Origin of the sequence: Kineococcus terrestris (genome assembly GCF_041020755.1) — a bacterium.
Classification (GTDB): Bacteria; Actinomycetota; Actinomycetes; order Actinomycetales; family Kineococcaceae; genus Kineococcus; species Kineococcus terrestris.
In genome coordinates this window covers 1-18,715 of sequence record NZ_JBEUEI010000055.1, presented here as the reverse complement: position 1 = coordinate 18,715, position 18,715 = coordinate 1, and the positions used below count along the sequence as shown (strand labels likewise).

At 76.6% G+C, this 18,715-nt stretch carries 20 protein-coding genes; 7 read left to right on the top strand and 13 right to left on the bottom strand.

The window, feature by feature from the left end:
* Positions 1-66: 66 nt before the first annotated feature.
* A complete protein-coding gene (locus AB8M62_RS19545; protein ID WP_369070611.1) occupies positions 67-885 on the bottom strand; it encodes an alpha/beta fold hydrolase in 819 nt (272 codons plus the stop codon).
* A 121-nt stretch (positions 886-1,006) separates the two neighbouring features.
* The gene (locus tag AB8M62_RS19540) at positions 1,007-1,567 is read right to left on the bottom strand and encodes a TetR/AcrR family transcriptional regulator (RefSeq protein ID WP_369070610.1); all 561 of its coding nucleotides are present in this window, start codon (positions 1,565-1,567) and stop codon (positions 1,007-1,009) included.
* Positions 1,568-1,672: 105 nt separating this feature from the next.
* On the opposite strand from AB8M62_RS19540, the gene AB8M62_RS19535 reads away from it, so the two are divergent.
* The 3 genes from AB8M62_RS19535 (at position 1,673) to AB8M62_RS19525 (ending at position 3,268) form a co-directional block, all read left to right on the top strand.
* A complete protein-coding gene (locus AB8M62_RS19535) occupies positions 1,673-2,623 on the top strand; it encodes an alpha/beta hydrolase family protein (RefSeq protein WP_369070609.1) in 951 nt (316 codons plus the stop codon).
* Positions 2,624-2,690: 67 nt separating this feature from the next.
* Positions 2,691-2,930, top strand: coding sequence for a hypothetical protein (locus AB8M62_RS19530; protein WP_369052815.1), 240 nt, complete (start codon positions 2,691-2,693; stop codon positions 2,928-2,930).
* A complete protein-coding gene (locus tag AB8M62_RS19525) occupies positions 2,927-3,268 on the top strand; it encodes a hypothetical protein (RefSeq protein ID WP_369052814.1) in 342 nt (113 codons plus the stop codon). Before AB8M62_RS19530 ends, AB8M62_RS19525 begins: the two co-directional genes overlap by 4 nt.
* A 14-nt stretch (positions 3,269-3,282) precedes the next feature.
* On the opposite strand, the gene AB8M62_RS19520 is transcribed toward AB8M62_RS19525, so the two are convergent.
* The 7 genes from AB8M62_RS19520 to AB8M62_RS19490 all read right to left on the bottom strand — a co-directional run bounded on the left by AB8M62_RS19520 (position 3,283) and on the right by AB8M62_RS19490 (position 11,301).
* Positions 3,283-3,720 (bottom strand): nitroreductase/quinone reductase family protein, encoded by a 438-nt coding sequence (locus AB8M62_RS19520; protein WP_369070608.1) that lies wholly within the window; start codon positions 3,718-3,720, stop codon positions 3,283-3,285.
* On the bottom strand, positions 3,713-5,098 hold the full coding sequence (locus tag AB8M62_RS19515; protein ID WP_369070607.1) for an FAD-binding oxidoreductase: 1,386 nt from the start codon (positions 5,096-5,098) through the stop codon (positions 3,713-3,715). The genes AB8M62_RS19520 and AB8M62_RS19515 overlap by 8 nt, the downstream gene beginning before the upstream one ends.
* A complete protein-coding gene (locus tag AB8M62_RS19510) occupies positions 5,095-6,051 on the bottom strand; it encodes an NADP-dependent oxidoreductase (protein ID WP_369070606.1) in 957 nt (318 codons plus the stop codon). Before AB8M62_RS19510 ends, AB8M62_RS19515 begins: the two co-directional genes overlap by 4 nt.
* Before the next feature lie 93 nt (positions 6,052-6,144).
* The gene (locus tag AB8M62_RS19505) at positions 6,145-6,999 is read right to left on the bottom strand and encodes an MmyB family transcriptional regulator (protein ID WP_369070605.1); all 855 of its coding nucleotides are present in this window, start codon (positions 6,997-6,999) and stop codon (positions 6,145-6,147) included.
* A gap of 41 nt (positions 7,000-7,040) precedes the next feature.
* Complete coding sequence (locus AB8M62_RS19500) at positions 7,041-8,747, bottom strand: ABC-F family ATP-binding cassette domain-containing protein (protein WP_369070604.1); 1,707 nt, start codon at positions 8,745-8,747, stop codon at positions 7,041-7,043.
* A 156-nt stretch (positions 8,748-8,903) separates the two neighbouring features.
* Entirely contained in the window at positions 8,904-10,760 is a 1,857-nt protein-coding gene (locus AB8M62_RS19495; RefSeq protein ID WP_369070603.1) for a beta-L-arabinofuranosidase domain-containing protein, read from the bottom strand.
* A gap of 85 nt (positions 10,761-10,845) precedes the next feature.
* Entirely contained in the window at positions 10,846-11,301 is a 456-nt protein-coding gene (locus AB8M62_RS19490; RefSeq protein WP_369070612.1) for an Lrp/AsnC family transcriptional regulator, read from the bottom strand.
* Between the two features lie 91 nt (positions 11,302-11,392).
* On the opposite strand from AB8M62_RS19490, the gene AB8M62_RS19485 reads away from it, so the two are divergent.
* Both AB8M62_RS19485 and AB8M62_RS19480 read left to right on the top strand, forming a co-directional pair.
* A complete protein-coding gene (locus AB8M62_RS19485; protein ID WP_373695015.1) occupies positions 11,393-11,827 on the top strand; it encodes a rhodanese-like domain-containing protein in 435 nt (144 codons plus the stop codon).
* On the top strand, positions 11,824-12,330 hold the full coding sequence (locus AB8M62_RS19480; protein ID WP_369070601.1) for a GNAT family N-acetyltransferase: 507 nt from the start codon (positions 11,824-11,826) through the stop codon (positions 12,328-12,330). The genes AB8M62_RS19485 and AB8M62_RS19480 overlap by 4 nt, the downstream gene beginning before the upstream one ends.
* Positions 12,331-12,366: 36 nt before the next feature.
* Here the strand turns inward: AB8M62_RS19480 and AB8M62_RS19475 are convergent, their stop codons facing one another.
* The gene (locus AB8M62_RS19475; RefSeq protein WP_369070600.1) at positions 12,367-13,782 is read right to left on the bottom strand and encodes a glycosyltransferase family 39 protein; all 1,416 of its coding nucleotides are present in this window, start codon (positions 13,780-13,782) and stop codon (positions 12,367-12,369) included.
* Between the two features lie 117 nt (positions 13,783-13,899).
* On the opposite strand from AB8M62_RS19475, the gene AB8M62_RS19470 reads away from it, so the two are divergent.
* Positions 13,900-15,378, top strand: a complete 1,479-nt coding sequence (locus AB8M62_RS19470; protein WP_369070599.1) for a DUF2079 domain-containing protein — start codon at positions 13,900-13,902, stop codon at positions 15,376-15,378.
* Positions 15,379-15,391: 13 nt separating this feature from the next.
* On the opposite strand, the gene AB8M62_RS19465 is transcribed toward AB8M62_RS19470, so the two are convergent.
* Positions 15,392-16,417 (bottom strand): hypothetical protein, encoded by a 1,026-nt coding sequence (locus AB8M62_RS19465; RefSeq protein WP_369070598.1) that lies wholly within the window; start codon positions 16,415-16,417, stop codon positions 15,392-15,394.
* A 102-nt stretch (positions 16,418-16,519) separates the two neighbouring features.
* Here AB8M62_RS19465 and AB8M62_RS19460 point away from each other — a divergent pair, with 102 nt between their 5' ends.
* Positions 16,520-17,692, top strand: coding sequence for a heparan-alpha-glucosaminide N-acetyltransferase domain-containing protein (locus AB8M62_RS19460; protein WP_369070597.1), 1,173 nt, complete (start codon positions 16,520-16,522; stop codon positions 17,690-17,692).
* 13 nt (positions 17,693-17,705) lie between these two features.
* Here the strand turns inward: AB8M62_RS19460 and AB8M62_RS19455 are convergent, their stop codons facing one another.
* Together AB8M62_RS19455 and AB8M62_RS19450 are read right to left on the bottom strand one after the other, a co-directional pair.
* Entirely contained in the window at positions 17,706-17,969 is a 264-nt protein-coding gene (locus tag AB8M62_RS19455; RefSeq protein WP_369052781.1) for a helix-turn-helix domain-containing protein, read from the bottom strand.
* Positions 17,969-18,466: a DUF2975 domain-containing protein gene (locus AB8M62_RS19450; protein ID WP_369070596.1), complete on the bottom strand. Its 498-nt coding sequence runs from the start codon at positions 18,464-18,466 to the stop codon at positions 17,969-17,971. Before AB8M62_RS19450 ends, AB8M62_RS19455 begins: the two co-directional genes overlap by 1 nt.
* Between the last annotated feature and the right edge of the window lie 249 nt (positions 18,467-18,715).

The following is an 18,715-nucleotide window of genomic DNA, read 5'->3' as shown; positions in this document are numbered from 1 at the left end:
CGTTCCGGTCGTGGAACCCGTGTTCCGACGACCGGAACGCTCCACTCGTGGTGAGACTGCGCTCGGTCAGCCGGCCAGCCAGGCCAGCACGTCGCGGTGCAGGGCCTCGCGGTAGTCGCCGTGGACGGCGTGCGGGGCGCCCGAGTACACCTTCAGCGTCCCGTGCTGCACCAGTTCCGCGGCCTTGAGGGCGGAGGCGCCGATGGGCACGATTTGGTCGTCGTCGCCGTGGGCGATGAGGACCGGCACGTCGAGCGCCTTCAGGTCGTCGGTGAACTCCGTCTCGGAGAACACCGCCACGCAGTCGTAGGCGGCGACGAGGTTCACGAGCATCCCCTGGCGCCAGAAGTCGTCCTTCTCGCCCTGCGAGACGTCGCGGCCGTGGTTGGCGCCGAAGAAGCTCTCCGCCAGGTCCTTCCAGAACTGCGAGCGGTCCTTCAGGACGTTCTCGCGGATGCCGTCGAACACCTCGACCGGCAGGCCGTCGGGGTTCGTGTCCGACTTCACCATCTGCGGGGGGACGGCCCCGAAGGTGACGACCCGGGCGACCCGGCCCTCGGCGTAGCGGGCGGCGTAGCGCACGACCTCGCCGCCGCCGGTGGAGTGGCCCATGACGATGACGTCGCGCAGGTCCAGCGCCTCGACGACCGCTGCGAGGTCGCGGGCGTAGGTGTCCATGTCGTGGCCGACGGCGGTCTTCTCGGAGCGGCCGTGGCCGCGGCGGTCGTGGGCGACCACGCGGTAGCCGGCGTCGGAGAACACCTTCAGCTCGACCTGCCAGGCGTCGGAGCTGAGCGGCCAGCCGTGGCTGAGCACGATGGGCTGACCCGATCCGGCCTCAGTGTAGTAGATCTCGACGCCGTCGGGGGTGGTGACGTGGGGCACGGGGGACTCCTCTCGAAGGGCCTGCCTGCGCGCGCGCCGGTGCCGGGAACCTGGAGATCGCGGCGCGCGGGGTGAGCGTGCCACCTCCGCGTGGGCCTGTCACCGGAACGTCCCACCCCTCTCAGGGGGACGTGCGGCAACCGGCGAGCAACCGGACGGTCATCGCCCGCGCCTCCGCGCGCCCGTACCCGGGCCCGAGGACGGCCAGGTTCCCCACCGCGCGCAGCAGCGTGAGCGCCGCGACGTCCGGGTCGACCTCCCCGGCGTCCTGACCGGCGCGCAGGAGGGCGTCGCAGGCGGGCACCAGCTCGTCGAGGATCAGCGCGTGCAGGTTCGCCAGGGCGGGGTCCTCCGAGCGCAGGGCGTCGCTCAGGCCGTGCTTGGTGACGAGGAAGTCGAGGAAGGCGGCGACCCAGAGCTCCAGCGCCTCGACCGGCCGGACCGGCTGCGCGCGCAGCCGCTCCGCCAGGTCCACGCACTCGGTCACCTGGTGGCGGTAGACGGCGCTGACCAGGTCGGCGCGGGTGGGGAAGTGGCGGTAGACGGTGCCGACTCCCACCCTGGCGCGCTCGGCGACGGTGCGCACGGGCGCCTGCACGCCGGACTCGACGAACACCGCGGCCGCCGCGGACAGCAGGGCCTCGCGGCTGCGCTGCGCACCGGCCAGGCGCGCTCCGGTCATGGGGGTCACGGGGCCTCCGTCGCTCGCGGAACGATGTTCCGCTAATGTTCGCGGAACGATGCTCCGCCGAGTCTGGCAGAGCGATCCCCTCCTGGAGGCCGCACCGTGCCCACCCCCGTCCCCGACCGCCGCCTCGTCGCGATCGAGCCTCTGCTCGTCCCCACCACCGGGCGCGGCACCGACCTGCACGTCAAGGTCACCGCCCCCGCCGACGGCCACGACCTGCCCGTCCTCGTCTTCTCCCACGGCAACGCCTGGTCCATGGACGGCTACGGACCCCTCGCCGCCCGCTGGGCCGCCGCCGGGTTCGTCGTCGTCCAGCCCACCCACCTGGACGCGCGCCGGTACGGCCTCGGCGTCGACGACCCCCGGTTCCCGGGGATCTGGCGCACGCGGATCGCCGACCTGCACGCCGTCCTCGACCACCTCGGCGATCTCCTCGACCAGGTCCCCGGTCTGAGCGGCCGCGCGGACCGCGCGCGGGTCGCCCTCGCCGGGCACTCCTGGGGCGGTCAGAGCGCCGGCGCCCTCCTCGGCGCCCGCGTCCTGCCGCCCGCCGGCGACCCGGAGGAGGACTTCCGCCACCCGGCCGTCCGGGCGGGAGCGCTCATCGCGGCCCCCGGCACCGGCGAGAGCCTGACGGCGTTCGCGCACGAGCACCTGCCGTTCATGCGCCCCGACTTCTCCACGCTGACCACCCCGACGCTCGTGGTCGCCGGCGGCCGGGACGACTCCGCCCTGTCCACCCGCGGGCCGGACTGGTTCACCGACGCCCACGTCCTCAGCCCCGCCCCCACACGCCTGCTCACGATCGCCGAGGGCGAGCACACCCTCGGCGGCCTGGCCGGGGAGGCCGTGCGCGAGACCACCGACGAGGACCCCGAGCGCGTCGCCCTCGTCGCCGACGCCGTGGCCGCGTACCTGCTCGACGTCCTCACCGGCGACGGCACCGCCTGGCGGGAGGTCGAGGAGCGGGCCCGGCGCAGCCGCGTCGAGGGCGGCTCCGGCGTGTTCGACGTCGAGACGTCGCCGGTTCCTGCAGTCTCGCGCTGGTGACCTCGACCGAGTGCTCGCGTGCGCGAGACGGATTGTGTCACCCTTTAAAAGGTGACACAATCGATCGGTGAGGACGGTCTGGGTGCGCAGCGCCCGCCGCCACCGCGTCGGCCGAGGCTCTGCCCAGCACGTCGTCCGCACCGCGGTCCCGGTGGTCCACCACGTGCCCGGCCGCGACCCTCAACTGTGGTGGGTCGGCCCGGACGAGCGCGGCCGGGTGCTGGAAGTCATGGCGGTGTGGCAGGAGGAGCTCCTCATGTTCGTGCACGTCATGCCCGTGGCTCTGCGAGAGAGGAAGAACCGATGAGCGCGAAGGACCAGGTGCGTCTGCCCGGCGGTGTCGTCTCCGTGGCCGAGGAGGCGGAGTTCGACCCGTCGATCGACGCGGCACGCGACCCGAGCGGTCGTCGCTACGACGACGCCTACTTCGACGAGCTCGCGGACGAGGCTGAGCGCTCGGGACCGCCGCAGCTGCGCCGCGGTCGCCCGTCGTTGGGGTCCACGTCGAGCGGACACTCGCCGCGGCTTTCGACGCGTGTCCCGCAGGACGTGGACGACGCGGTGCGCGCAGCTGCGGCGCGCCAAGGTGTGACACCGGCCCAGTGGTTGCGGGAGGCCATCGAGCAGCGGCTGGTCCGCGGGTAGGCGGGGCGAGCCGCTCACCCCGTCCCGGCGCGGACGAGTTCCAGCACCGGGATGACCCGCACGCCCGCGGTCATGCGCTCGTACTCGGCGAAGCCGGGGGAGCGGCGGACCTGCTCGGCGTAGACGGCGTCGCGCTCGTCGCCGGTCAGCTCGCGCACGGTGACCGGGAACGTCTCGGTGCCCCGCTCCACGCGGGCAGTCCCCGCGGCGAGGAGGTTGGCGTACCAGCCGGGGTTCTCCGCGGCGCCCCCGTTGGAGGCAAAGACGTAGAACGCGTCCCGCGTCCCCTCGGCGGGCTGGTGCACCGCCGGGGTGACGAACTCCCGGCCGCTCGTGCGGCCGACGTGGTGCAGCAGGACCAGCGGCATCCCCGCGAACCGCCCGCCCACCCGGCCGCCGTTCGCGCGGAACTCCGCGACGACCCGCTCGTTCAGCGTCGCCGGCTCAGCCACGACCCTCACCCCGCACCCGGTCGCGCACGACGGCGACGTCACCGGCGAACAGGCCACCGGGGTCGACCGCCAGGCGCACGCCCTCGACCCGCGCGCGGGTCTCGTCGTCGTAGCTGCGCTGCGGCTGGTCCGGCCGGTCCACGAAACCCGGCGCGGTCCTGCCCGTCAGGTGCGGTCGCAGGACCTCGCGCACCGCCGCCAGCCGCTCGCTCGTGGCCGCGCCGGCCGGGCCGACCGCGTAGTGCAGCAGCGGCGCCGCGAACCGGTCGACGACCCCGCCGGCGCTGGGCGGGCGGGCGATCGCCCCGCCGAGCTGGCGCAGCTCCAGCGAGACCAGACCCGCTGCGGCGTCGAGCAGCTCGGGCCAGTCCGCGTCGTCCAGCTCCCCCACGAGGGCGGTGCCGGAGCGGAACGCCACCGGGTCCGGCGGGTCCAGGTGGACGTGGGCCAGCGCACCCGGCGCGGCCGGCGCCCACGTGTCCTCGACGGGTTCCGCGAGCGCCCGCAGCGGGCCCAGCAGGTCCTCGGCGGTGCGCCGGGCCGCCGGCAGGTCCGCCGCGGTGGTCGCGGTGACCGCGCCGTCCAGGACCAGCGCGCGGCGGCCGGCCACCGACGCCGGCAGCCCGGGCAGCGGCGGCAGGTCCAGCACCCGCAGGCTCGTGCTGACCTCGGGCGGGGCCGTGCGCGTCCACGCCTGCCAGACGGGTGCCAGCCGCGCCGCGTCGGCGACGTCCCACACCGCCCGGCCGGTGACGACCGCGTGCACCGGGAGGAGTTCCACCTCCGCCTCCACGACGACGCCGAAACCCCCGCCGCCACCGCGCAGCGCCCAGAACAGCTCCGGGTGCTCGTCCGCGCTCGCCTCCACGACCCGCCCGTCGGCCAGCGCGAGGGTCAGCGAGCGCACCGCGTTCGCGGCCAGCCCGTACCGGCGGCCGTAGAAGCTCACCCCGCCGCCCAGCAGGTAGCCGACGACCCCGACGGTGGGGGAGGAGCCGTGCAGGGCGGTCAGCCCGTGCGGCAGCACCTCCGGCAGCACCTCGCCCCACGTGCGCCCCGCCGGGATCCGGGCGGTGCGGGTGCGCGGGTCCACGCGAACCGGCCCGTCCAGGAGGGGCCGCAGCAGCAGCGACCCCGCCAGCGGGCCGGTGCGCCCCGCCGCGTGACCGGTGGTGCTGACCCGCAGCGGCAGCCCGCTGCGGGCCGCGGCCCCGACGGCGTCCACGACGTCCTGGACGCTGCGGGCGGTGGTCGCCGCGACCGGGTCCACCGGCTCGGCCAGCTGGTAGGCGGCCGTCGCGGCCGCGTGGTCCGCGGTGCCGGGCGGGGAGAAGGGGGCGAGCCCGGTGGCGGTCGGGGCGGCGGTGGCCGTGGTCACGACCGCTCCGCGGTGGAGGCGTCCCCGGCCAGGACGACGACCTTGCCGGGGATCCGGCCCGCGGCGGCCTCGGCGTGCAGGGCGGGCAGCTCGGCCAGCGGGATCCGGCGGGTGACCTCCAAGGTCAGGGCGCCGGAGTCCAGGAGGGACACCAGTTCCGCCAGGCGCTCGCGGTTCGGCTTCACGAACACGGTCCTCGCGCTGACGCCACGGGACTCGTCGCCGGGGGTGGGGATGAACGCCGTGGTGCTGACGACGGTGCCGCCGTCGCGGACCAGCGCCACGAGGGCGGTGAACCCCTCCGGGTCGAGGGGGGCGAGGTTGACGAGCACGTCCACCTGCTCCGCGACGGCCTCGAGCAGGTCGGTCGTCGTGCGGTCGACGACCTCGTCGGCGCCCGCGGCGCGCACCGCGTCGGCGCTGCGCGGGCTGGCGGTCGCCACGACGTGCACGCCGGCGCGCTTCGCCAGGGCGATCGCGTACTTGCCGACGACACCGCCGGCCCCGACGATCAGGACCCGCTGGCCCGCCGTCAGCCCGCCCTCGTCGAACAGCGCCTGCCACGCCGTCAGCGCCACCGACGGCAGGCCCGCCGCGTCGGCCAGCGGGACGCTCGCGGGCGCTGCGACCAGCGCCTGGGCGGGCGCCACGACGAACTCCGCGGCACCGCCGTCGCGCTCCATCGGCAGGAACCCGACGACCGGGTCCCCGGCCGCCAGGTCGTCCACGCCCTCGCCGAGCGCCTCGACCGTGCCGGAGACGTCGTACCCGGGCACGTGTGGGAGCACGACCGGGATGGGCAGGAACCCCGCCCGCATGCCGTTGTCGGCGGCGTTGAACGCGGAGGCCGCCACCCGCACCAGGACCTCACCGGGACCGGGGACGGGCTGCTCGACCTCCTCGTGCTGCAGGACCTCGGGACCGCCGACCTGGTGGAAACGCACTGCCTTCATCGCCGCACCTGCTCCTTCGAGGTCCCCTGAGGAGCTCCGCGGACCTGTTCCGCGGACCTGGGGACGACACGAACCTCGCAGGTCCCGGCGCGCTCATCCTGGGCCGGCTCGGCCCACCTTCACGACCGCCGGGCCGTCGACCGCGCCGACGACCTCCGCGAGCTTCACCGCGTCGGCCGAGCCCGGCGCCGCCGTCAGCATCACGGCCGCCAGGTCGTCGCCGGGGATGGCGATGAGGTTGCCCGCCAGCGTCAGCGTCTCGCCGTCCGAGCGGGTGAACGCGGCGCTGCTCTCGTAGACCTCCACGGGCCGCGGCGCGCGCCACTGGCCGTCGAACCGCGAGCTGCGGGTGCGCATCTCGTCGACGAGGGCGGCCAGCGACGTGTCGGCCGGGTAGCGCAGCACCGCCGCGCGCAGCCGCGCCACCAGCACCGACTCGTGGTCGGTCGCGTCCGCCGCGGACTGCTGGAAGCCGTCGAAGGGGGAGCAGAACGCCCGCCAGGCGACGTTCCAGTCCCAGCGGTCGCCCGCGAGGTCCCAGTGCTCCAGCGCCAGGAAGGTGCTGTTGGCCGCCACGACGTTCATCGCGGCGTCGTAGACGACCATCGGGGTGTCCGCGAACCGCTCCAGCAGCCGCGTCGCTCCCGGGCCCAGCTCGGTGGGCACCTGCCCCTCCGCGGCCGCGTACCCGGCGAGCGCGCACAGCCGCTCGTAGTCCGCCCGCCCCGCCCGCAGCGCCCGCGCGACGGCGTTGACGACGGCGGCCGACGGGTGGCTGCGGCCCTGCTCCAGCCGCCGCACGTAGTCCGCGGACATGCCCGCCAGGTCGCCCAGCTCCTCGCGCCGCAGCCCCCGCGTCCGCCGCCGTCCCGCCGGCAGGCCGACGCTCTCCGGTGCCGTGGCCTCCCGCAGGTGCCGCAGCGCCGCACCGAACCCGTCCTGCTCCACGGCGGGAGCATGCCCCACGGCGCGCCCGGCCGGAAGGCGCGTCAGCCGTCCGCCACCGGGCGCAGCGCCAGGTGACGCCCGCGCCACCGCCGCTGCAGCCAGCGGTCGTGCGTGGCGACGACGACCGCGCCGCGGTGCTCCTCGACGGCCTCCTCCAGCGCGCCCACCAGCGGCAGGGACAGGTGGTTGGTGGGCTCGTCCAGCAGCAGCACGTCCGGGGGGTCGGCGACCAGCACCGCCAGCGCCAGCCTGCGCTGCTGCCCGAGGCTGAGGTCGCCGACCCGGCGGTCCTCGTCGTGGCGCGACAGCAGCCCCGTCGCGGACGGCCGCAGGTCCTCGGCGCGCGCGGCGCCGACGAGGTCCGCCCACACCTGCCGGACGGTCCGGCCGGCGCCGCGTCCGCGCGGGTCGGGCAGGTCGACGTCCTGGGTGAGCAGGCCCGCGCGCCCGGACCGGCGGACGTCGCCGCGGTGTTCGATCAGACCGGCGAGGGCGTGCAGGAGCGTGGACTTGCCCACCCCGTTGGCGCCCGTGACGAGCCACTTCTCCCCGTGCCCGACCGTCAGGGTCGTGGGGGCCAGGCGGCCGGGGACGTGGACGTCCTCGGCTGCGAGCACCGGTCCGCCGTCGTGCTCGCGGACCGCGCCGAAACCCCGGAACCGCAGCGGCGCAGAGGGTCTGCGCACCTGCTCCTCCTCCAGCTCGGCGAGCCGGGCGCGGGCGTCGGACACCCGCCGCGAGACGACGCGGGCGTTGCGGTCGGCGTAGAACTTCTGCGCCGCGCGGCCCTCGGTCCGCGGCCTCCAGTCGGCGTGGCCGACGACCTGCTCGCGCTCGACGGTGGCGCGCAAGCGCTGCAGCTCCTCCTGCTCGTCGCGGAACCGCTGCTGCCAGCGCTGCCGTTCCCGCGCGCGCCGCAGCAGGTGCTCGCTGTACCCGCCGGCGCCCGTGGTGGCGCGGGCGGCACCGAGCCCGGTGCCGGTGTCTCCCGCGGCGAGGGGGCCGGTCAGCTCCCGCGGCAGCGGGGAGGGGTCCAGGTCCACCACGCCCGTCGTCGCCTCGTCGAGGAACGCGCGGTCGTGGCTGGCCAGCAGCACCGGCCCGGGCCAGGTCAGCAGCACGTCGCGCAGGTGGGCGGTCGCGGTGTCGTCCAGGTGGTTCGTCGGCTCGTCCAGCAGCAGGACGTCCGGGGCGCGCAGCAGCAGCCACGCCAGCGACAGCCGGGCCCGCTGCCCGCCGGACAGCTGCCCCGTCGGCCGGTCCCCGGGCACCGCGCCCAGGCCGAGGGCGGCGAGCGTCGTGGCGGCGCGGGCGTCGGCGTCCCACACCCCGGCGCGCTCGGCGTCCTCCACCGCCGCCGCGTACGCCGTGGCGGCGGTCGCGTCGTCGGGGGCGGCGGCCAGCGCGGCGGCGGAGAGCTCGACGGCCGCCGCGGCCCGGCGCACCGGCGCGAGGGCGTCCTCCACGGCTCCGGCGACCGTCGTCGTCGGCGCGAACGGCGGTTCCTGGTGCAGCAGCCCGCGCGCCGGGACGCGACCGCCGGGGGCGGTGGCCGTCACCGTCCCCGCGTCGAGCACGAGCAGCCCGGCGGCCGCGCGCAGCAGCGTCGACTTGCCGGAGCCGTTCTCGCCGACCAGGCCGACGCGCTCACCGGCCGCGACGACGAGGGACACGTCCGTCAGGACGCGCCGGGCGGCGAAGGACACGGACACGCTGTCCAGGCGCAGGTGGGTGCTGGGGTTCGTCACGGGGCTCCTGAGCGGTCCACGGGGCTCCCGCCGGGCCGGTGGCCGCGGGGCGGGAGGGGACGGGCTCAGGAACGCACGCAGCCAGCGTGGACCCGGGGCGTCGCGGGGTCAAGGTGTTTCCGGAGCCCCGGGACCCGTCGCCGGCTCAGCGGGTGGTCAGCGTGTCCTCAGCGGGAAGTAGACCGAGTAGTCCTGGTCGACCACCTCGTGCAGGGGGACCAGCCGGGTGGAGCGCTCCTGGCCCGTGGTGCGGTACCCGCGCAGCCACTCCGCCCACTGCCGCTCGTCGTCGGGCGCGAGGTGCGCCTCCGGGCGCTGGAGGTCGTCCACGACGAGGGCGGTCTCCGCGTCGGTCAGCCCCGCCAGGACGAGGGGGCCGACGACGAACGCGACGGTGGTGGGCTCGTCGGGGACCGGCTCCGCGCGCAGGCGGTGGGGGAGTGTGACGTGGAACTCCGAGCGGCCACCGCGGTGGTCGAGGACGAGGAAACCGTCCACCGCCTCCGCGCGGACCTCCTCACCACCCGCGGTGCTGACCGCGGGCCCGCCGTGCACCCAGCCGGGGACCCGGACGCGCACCCGCGCGGGCACGTCGTCCCCGGAGACCACCGTCACGGACACCCGCCACTCCTGCGGGCGGTGCCGGTCCCCGGCCGCGCCGGCGTTGGCGTCGGGCCCCACCCGCACCGCCGAGTCGCTGCGAGCGACCTGGACGGTGACGGGACCCCCGGGACGCCGCGCGGTCCAGGTGGCGTTCACGAACTGGGCGACGACGAGGGCGTCCGCCCGCGCGTCCTCGTAGAAGACGTAGGAGCTGTGCCGGGTGTGCGCCTGCACGAGCGTGCCGTGGCAGCACCAGAAGTCCTCCGTCGGGTGGCCCCAGCGCTTGCGGGAGCCGCCGGCCAGCGGCAGGAAGTACGCCACCATCCCGGTCCGGGGGTTCTGCTGGGCGAGGATCCCGTTGTAGAGGTTGCGCTCGACGTGGTCGAGGTAGCTGCTGTCCCCCGTCCACCGGAACAGCACGTCGGCGAGCCGGATCGTGTTGTGGACGACGCAGTGCTCCTGGTTCTTGCCACCGCGCCGGGCCGCGAACTCGAAGGGCGGCGTCCAGACCTCCCCCGAGGTCTGACCTCCGGTGGCGAAGGTCCCGCGCTCGGTGACCGCGCAGCGCCAGTAGGCGTGCACGACGTCGGCCCACCGGCGTTCACCGGTCACCTCGAAGGCCCGGGCGGCCCCCAGCACCTCCGGGATCGTGGTGTTCGCGTGCGTGTTCGTCAGGACGTCGACGCCCGCCACGAGCGGGTCGAAGAGCCGGGCGCGGTAGTAGCGCTCCAGCAGGTCGCGGAACACCTCGTCGCCGGTGAGCTCCAGCAGGTCCGCCCAGACCTCCAGCATCCCGCCGGTCTCCACGTCGAGGACGTCGTCGAACTGCTCGCGGGTGAAGGACGCCGACCAGCGCGCGAACCAGCGTCCCGCGCGCCGGGCGACTTCCAGAGCGCGCTGGTCACCCAGGTCGCGCGCGGCGTCGACGAGGCCCATGAGCGTCTTGTGCAGGTTGTACTGCGGCGCCCACACCTCCCGGCCGGCGGCGACGCGGTCCAGGAAGACCGGTGGCACGCCGAAGACCCACTCGCCGCCGTTGGCCTCCTGGCAGCGCTCCAGCTCCGCCACGACGCGGTGCGCCCGCGCCCGCAGGACGGCGTCCCCGGTGGCCGCCGCCTCGCGCGCCGCCGCGGAGAGCCAGTGGCCGAGGAAGTGGCCGCGCATCTGGCTGCCCCCGGGCGTCTCCCAGCCCCAGTGCCGGTCCAGCCCGCGCTCGGACGGGTCACCGGCGCCGGGTCGCAGGTGCCAGTGGAAGCTGGAGGCGATCCCCGCCTCCAGGCGGTGGTTCTGCAGCAGGTTCTCGTCGGTCAGGGAGTCGAGGTACGCGTGGTTGAGCGCACGGCGCTGCTCGAACAACCCCGGGTCGAGGGTGACGGAGCCGAGCTCCGCGGGGGAGATGCCGTTGACCATGGTGACCTTCCACGACTGACGGGTCCGCGCTGACCCGGCCATCGTGCTGCACGGCGGCCGGCGTCCCGACCCCGGCCCGTCGCGGTCAGTGCGCGGGGTCGAGGTGCCGGCGCGGCAGCGGGCTGGAGTAGACGACGCTGGTCGTGATGCCGCCCAGCGTCGCCAGCTTGCCGGTGATGCGTTCCAGGTCGCGCATCGACCGGGCGAGGACCTTCAGGACGAAGCAGTCGTCGCCGGTGACGTGGTGGGCCTCGACCACCTCGGGGGTGACGTCGAGCAGGTCGTGGAACGGCTTGTAGTTCCCCGTGGGGTAGGTCAGCCGCACGAACGCGGTCACGGTGTAGCCCAGCGCCTCCGGGTCCAGGACGGCGGTGTAGCCGGTGATGACGCCGGTGTCGGTCAGGCGCCGCAACCGTTCGGCCGTGGCGCTCGCGGAGAGGTTGATGGCCCGCGCCAGGTCAGCCACGCTGATCCGGCCGTCCCGCTGGAGCTGCTCCAGGACGCGGTGGTCGGTCGCGTCGAGCGCGGGCCGGGGATTCATCGCCACGGCTGGGAAAGTACCAGTGGATCCACGGCGAGGACGCCGGACGACCGTCGAACGGTGGTGGTCCGTCCGGCCCTCGCCGGGTTCGATGGTGGACATGCCGAACCCGATCTCCGCGGTCGACTTCTTCGCCGCCCAGCTGGCCCACCAGACCGACCCCGCCGACCTCGCCGCCGCCCGCGCCGCCGGTGCGGCGCCCCTCGTGCTCGACGTGCGCTCCGCGGCGGGCTGGGCCCAGGGACGCATCCCCGGCGCGGTCCACCTGCCCGGTGAGCGGGTGCGCGACGGCATCGCGGACCTGGCCCCGGACCTGGACACCCCGGTCGTCGTCTACTGCTGGGGACCGGGGTGCAACGGCGCCACCAAGGCCGCCCTCGCGTTGGCGTCGATGGGCTACACCCGGGTGCAGCAGCTGATGGGGGGTTTCGAGTACTGGGCCCGCGAGGGACTGGCGGTCGCCACCGGCAGCGGGCGCTCCCGGCGGGCCCCGGACGAGCTCGTCGCCCCGGTGCCCGCGCCGTGAGCGCGGCCGGCACCGGTGGCGGCACCGGCGACGGGCACGCCGCGGTCCGCCGCGTCCACGCCGTCGGGGACGTCAGCGGGCTGCGCGCGTTGGTGCTCGACCACGTCCGGTTCGAGGGCAGCGGTGCGGTCGTGCCCGACGACTGGGCCGACAGGGTCGACGCGCACCTGCGCGCCGGGAGGCTGCGCGTCTTCGTCGCCGAGGTGCGCGACCGGGTGGTCGGCTACGCCAGCCTCACCGACGAACTGTCCACCTGGACCGGTCAGGGGTACGCCCACCTGGACTGCCTGTACCTGCACGAGGCCCACCGGGGACGGGGGACCGGGCGCCGGCTGGTCGCCGCAGCGGTCGACGACGCGCACCGCCGCGGACTCGGGCAGGTGCAGTGGCAGACCCCCGCCTGGAACCGCTCCGCCACCGCCTTCTACGAGCGGCTCGGAGCGACGCGCACGGCGAAGGAGCGGTTCACGCTGGCGCTGCCCGTCGTCGGCGCTCGTGCGTGAGGACCCTCCCGGCCGGCGGCCGGGCCGGGAGGGTCCTCAGCGCCCCGCCCACACCGACAGCCGGTCCGCGCGCAGCACCAACCGCCACCCGCACGCCCCGACCCACGCCGCGGTGTCCGCGCCCTCGACGCGGTTCGCGACCGTCGGGTCCACCACGAGCGCGGCCGCCGCGCAGTCCGGCGCCACGGCGCCGGTCAGCGCGAGGTCCGGGCGCAGGCGGCCCAGCGCCTGCGCGTCCCCCCACACCACGACCGGCGCGGTGGTGGCGGGCAGCTCGCGGGCCACGACCCGGTAGTCGGCGGGAGCGGTCGTCGCCACCCGCGCCAGGTGCCCGGCCGCGACCGTCGCCAGCGGGGCGAGCACCACGACGACGAGCACCGCCCCGGCCAGCCGCGCCGCCGCCGCGCGCGGGCGGGTCAGCAGCGCGTGCACCGCCACCGCCGCCAGCACGAGCAGCGGCGGGACGGCGACGTCGTGGTACTGCGGCAGCTTCAGCGGGCTCGCCACCAGCGCGGCCGTCGTCGCGGCGAGCGCCGCCACCACCGGCAGCCCGGCCCGCCGTCGCACCACGAGCGCCGCACCGAGCAGCGCCGCCGCCCACAGCACCGCCGTGCCCGCCGCGCCCAGGTACTGCGCCTGGAACCACCACGCCGACCACCACGGCGGGAACGCCGACACGGTCCCGGCGACCTCCTGGACCGCGCCGCGGCCGGCGTGCTCCAGCTGCCAGGCGACCACCGTGCGCAGGCCCCACCCGAACCGGTCGCCGTGCGGCAGGTAGGTGGCGCAGAACACCACGACTGCGACCGCGCCCGCCAGGACGGCGCCCGGCAGCGCCGCGCGCCAGGCCCGCCGGTGCGTCCACAGCGCCGCGAGCGCCACCACCGCCACCGCCGCGCCCGTCAGCTTCGAGGCCGTCGCCGCGCCCACCGCCAGACCGAGGACCGCCCACCGGCCGGGCGTCGACCGGTCCGCGACGCGCTGGGCGGCCAGCACCGCGCACGTCGTGAACAGCAGCAGCGGCGCCTCCAGCGTCGCCCGCCGCGCCACGTGCGCGGGCACCACGCCCGGCGCCAGCGGCAGCGCGCACCACAGCAGCGCCGCCAGCAGCCCCGCCCACGTGCCCGCCAGGCGGCGGGTCACCGCGAACAGCACCACCGCCACCAGCACCCCGCACACCGCGGCCGGGACCCGCTCGGCGCTCAGCGACCCGTCGCCCAGCAGCCCGCCCAGCCCGATCAGGTGCTTGGCCAGCGGCGGGTGCTCCGGGTTCGGGGTCACGTCGCCGCGCCAGTACGCGGCGCCCGCGTCGCGGTAGACCAGTTCGTCGCCGTTCGACGTCTCCACGCCCAGCCGCCAGCCGAACGCGAACACGCCCAGGGCCAGCACCGCGAGCCCCGCCAGCCACCGGCCGGCGGCCGCCGCGCGGGCCGGGCGCGGCGGTGCGCTCACGACGCTCGCGGGCGGGGACGCGGGGGAGGACACAGTGACGAGACGGTAGCCGCCGCGCCCGCCCGGTCCCGCGCGTGAGCCGCCGGGCGCGTCACCGGCGGTAGGTTCGCGGCCACGATGAGCACGACCGCCGCGCCCCCGGACGCACCCGCCGCACCCGCCCGGACGCGACGCGGGCCGTCGCTGCTGGCGGCGGCGCTCGCGTTCGCCGCCCTGACGTGGGTGGGACTGGCCCGCTGGAACGCCGGGCGCTCCGGCGCCTTCGACCTCGGCGTCTTCGCCCAGTCCGCGCAGTCGTGGGCGTCCGGGCGCCTGCCGTACAGCGACATCCGCGGGCTGCCGCTGCTGGGGGAGCACTTCAGCCCCGTCACCGTCCTGTTCGGCGCCGGGTGGTGGGTGTGGCCGGACCCGCGCTCGCTGATCGTCGTGCAGGCGCTCGCCCTCGCCGCGGCCGTCGGCGTCGTCCACGCCACCGCCCGCCGGCACCTGGGCGCGGGCGCGTCGGCGGTCGTCGCGGCCCTGTTCACCGCCTCCTACGGCGTCGTCAACGTCGCCCGCCTCGACGTGCACGAGGTCGCCTTCGCCGTCCCCCTCGTCGCGCTGGCCTGCTCGGCGCTGCTGGAGCGGCGGCTGCGCGCGGCGATGGCGTGGTCGCTGCCGCTGCTGCTGGTCAAGGAGGACCAGGGCCCCACCGTGGTGGCCGTCGCCGCCGTCGCGTTCCTGCTCGCCCGCGGCGCCGACCGCCGCCGCGTGCGGCTGCTCGCGGTGGGGACCGCCGCGGCCGCCGTCGCGGGCACCGCGCTCGCCTTCGCCGTCATCTGGTGGGCCAACCCCGACTCGGTCGTGCCGCTGTTCGAGCTGCGCTTCGCGGGGGAGGCCGCGCCCGCCGAGCCGCTGACGTGGTCGGCGGACGGGCAGCCGCGCGCGGAGCTGCTGCTGACCGTCCTCGCCACCGGCGGGTTCGTGTGGGTGCGCTCGCCGCTGGCGATGGTCGCCGTGCCCACCCTGCTGTGGCGGCTGGCCTCCCCGTACGAGAGCTACTGGTCCACCCGCTTCCACTACGACGCGGTCGTCATGCCCGTCGTGGCCCTCGCCGTCGTCGACGTCCTGCGCCGGCTGCGGCCGCGCGCCCGCCGCGCGCTGCTCGCCGGGATCGCCGTCGCGAGCGTCACCGTCAGCGCCGGCACCTACCGGGCCGCGAACTTCGTCGCCGACCCCCTCGACGCCGACACGTGGCGGCCCTCCGCCGCCACCCGGGACCTGCGGGCGCTGGCCGCCGACCTGCCCGCCGGCTCGCTCGTCGCCGCCGACAACGGCGCCGGCGCCTACCTGGTCACCCGGCACACCGTGCGGATCTTCACCAACACCGACCCCGTCACGGCCGACTGGATCGTCGTCGACACCCGCATCGACGGCGCCGGCGCCACCCGCGCCGGCAAGCTCGCCCTGCTGGAGCAGCTGCGCGTCCTCGGCTACCGGACGCTGGAGCGCGGCAGCGCCGTCGCCGTCGAGCTGCCGTGCCGCGGCACCGTGTGGCTGCCCGAACCCGGCCGGGACTCCCCGCTGCCGCCGCCGGTGTGGGAGACGGGCTGCTGAGGCGTCCGCGTCCTCACGCCGGCCGGCGGCACGTGAACGACTGCCGCGACGACATCACCAGCGGCTCGCCGGCCTCGTCCGGCACCGGCAGCACCGTCGGCGTCCAGTACGTGCGCGGGAACGCCAGCCAGCCGTAGGCGCGCTGGTGCGCGCCCAGCCGCTCGCGGGACTCCGGGTCGCCGGGCTCGACCTCCCCGCCCAGACCCATGAGCGCCTCGTACACGTCGGGCGGCACGTCGCGCCGCTGCGTCAGCTCCGGGTCCCGCGGCCACGTCGCCACGCACGTCCACGCCTGCGGCTCGCGGGCCAGCAGGGCCTCGCGCACGGCCCAGTGGTCGGGGTGCTCGTACTCGGCGTAGCGGGAGTCGCCCTCGCAGGGGTGGTCGGTGCAGGTGCCGTCCGCGGCGCGGTTGCGGCCCGCGCCGGGGGAGTCGTTGGTGTAGGCGGCGCCCACCACGGTCGCCAGCGGCAGGTCCGGCAGCACCGTCCCGCGCAGCCCCAGCACGGCGTCCACGGCCGCGTCGACCACCTGCGGGGTCAGCGACCCGTCCCCGCCGTCCACCGCGACCCGCGCGCCCGACTCGCCCACCCAGGTCGTCGCCGGTGCCGCCACGCCCGGCACCTGCACCTCGCCCTCGACGAGGTCGTCGAGGGTCTCGCGCCAGCCCTCCACGGCCGTCGCCTCGTCGAGGAAGGCGTGCCAGCTGTCCAGCCGCGCCTCGGCGCACGACGGCGTGCCCGGACCCTCCGGCAGCGGCTCCGGCTCCCGCTCCCCCCAGCCGGTCCGCAGGGTGCGCTCCAGCTCCTCCGGCGCGCACTTGGTGGTCGACTCCCCGTGCGTCAGCGTCACGAACACCGGGTACGTGCCCGGCCCGCGGCCGGTCACCAGCGACCAGCTCTGCAGCTCGTCGTCGGGGTGGGGGCTGACCACGAGCAGCAGCTGCTCGGCCAGCGTCGCGGGCGGCAGCGGCGGCGAGCACCCCGCCAGCAGGCCCGCGGCCACCACAGCCGCCGCCAGCCGACGTCGCGCACCCCGCACCGCCGCATCGTGCCACCCGTGCCCGCCGCCCGCCGGTCGCGCCCCGGGCGGCTGGCAGCATGGGACGCCGTGGACGGCCCGCGTCCGCGGGGGAGGAGCACCGTGACCGGGTCCGCCACCGGCGCCCCCGGCGTCGACCGCGCCGGCCGCACCGCCCGGCCCCGCCTGTCCAGCCTGGACGTCGTGCGCGGGCTCATGCTCGTCGTCAGCGTGAGCGTCAACAGCCTGCTCGTCGTGCCCGCCTGGTTCGACCACGCCGAGTGGGACGGCGTGCACGGCATCGACCTCGTCTTCCCGGTGTTCGTCACCCTCACCGGCTGCGGCCTCGGCTTCGCGATGCACCGGCGCACCGACGTGCGCAGCCTGGCCCGCCGGGTGCTCGTCCTCGTCGCCGTCGGCCTGCTCTACAACGCGCTGACCACCGGTGCGTGGGACCCGGCCACCTGGCGGGTCACCGGTGTCCTGCAGCTGTACGCGCTCGTCGTGCTCGTCCTCGTGCTGCTGCACCTGCTCACCCGCTCCTGGCGGGGGTGGCTGGCCCTGACGGCGGTCCTGGCCGCCGCCCACACCGCCCTGCTGGCCGGGTGGGCCGCCACCTGCCCGGGCGGGACGCTCACGCGGGAGTGCAACCCGTCGGGGTGGCTGGACGTCGCCGCGTTCGGCGCCGACCACGTCTACCGGCTGGGCGCCGCCGGGCACGACCCGGAGGGGCTGGTCGCGGCGTCCGGCGCGGTCGTCAGCGCCGCCGCCGGCGCCACCGTCGGGCACCTGCTGCTCACCGTGCGCGCCTCGGCGGCCGGTGAGCGTCGCGGGCCGTGGGCGGCGCTGGGGCCCGTGGCCGCCGTCGCCGCCGCCCTGGCGGCGCTGGCGTGGCTGGCCGTCGCCGTCCCCGGGGTCCTCGGTGTCGAGGTCCCGGTGCTGAAGCGGCTGTGGAGCGCGCCGTTCGGGCTGTCGGTGGCCGTGGGGGTCGCGCTCGCCCTCGTCCTCGCGCACCTCGTGCTGGACCGCGCGTCCACCCCGCGGGCGCTGCGGGCGGCCACCTGGCCGCTGGTCGCGCTGGGCCGCAACAGCCTGCTCGTGTACTTCGGCTCCCACGTGGTCACCGCGCTGCTGGCCCGGCAGGTCGACGCCGACGGGCGGTCCCTCAGCGAGCGCACCGCCGAGGCCGTCGCCGTCGGCGGGCACGAGCAGGTGCCGTACACGGTGCTGGTCGTGCTGGCGTGGACGGCGCTCGCCGCGCTCCTGCACCGGCGGGGCGTGTACCTGCGGCCCTAGGACGCGCCGCGGGTCAGGGGGCCGAACCGTCGCGGGCCGCGCCGGGCGCCGGGACGACCGCGTCCTCCGGCTCGTCCGGTTCCCAGCGCAGCAGGTCGCCCGGCTGGCAGTCCAGCACCTCGCACAGCGCGGCCAGCGTGGTGAACCGCACCGCCTTGGCGCGCCCGTTCTTCAGGACGGCGAGGTTGGCGGGGGTGATGCCGATGCGCTCGGCGAGCGTCCCGACGGACATCTTGCGCCGGGCCAGGAGGACGTCGACGTCGACGACGATGGGCATCAGACGACCTCGTCCAGCTCGGCGCGCAGGGCGCGCGCCTCGCCGTCGCGGGCCACGGCCTGCGCGAGCAGCGTCCGCAGCACCAGGACGACGAGGGCGACCCCGCCGACGAGGACGCCCGCCCCGCCGACCAGGAGCACGACGCCCGGTGCCACGGCCTCCCCGGGGGCCAGGACGACGCCGAGGGCGAAGGCGAGCAGGGAGGCGGTGGCGACGGCGCCGGTGATGACGTCGACCCAGCGGAACGCCGCGTGCGAGAACACCGTCCCGCGCCGCACCATCGTCAGCAGCCGCCACACGCAGACCGCGCACACCTGCACCGCGACGATCCCCAGGACGACGATCACCAGGACCGGGGTGCGCAGGGCCGCCACGTCCGGGCCGGCGCCGGCGAGGTCGCGCGCCAGCAGCGGCACCAGGAAGAGCTGCAGGAACAGGGAGCCGGCCAGCACCGCCACCACGACGGCGCGCAGCGCGAGCTCGGTGAGTCGCCGCACGGGAACCTCCTCTTGTCGACGGACGAGAGGAATCTACCGTTTTTCGATAGGTCGGGCAAGGTCGGCGGCGGTCGGGCGAGGTCGTGCGCCGCGACGCCGACGGAGCCGGTCCCGCACGGCTCCGCGTCCCGGGGGGGGGGGGGGGGGGGGGGGGGGGGGGGGGGGGGGGGGGGGGGGGGGGGGGGGGGGGGGGGGGGGGGGCGGCGGGCGGGGCCGCCGGGGGGGCGGCGCGGGGGGGGGGGGCGCCCG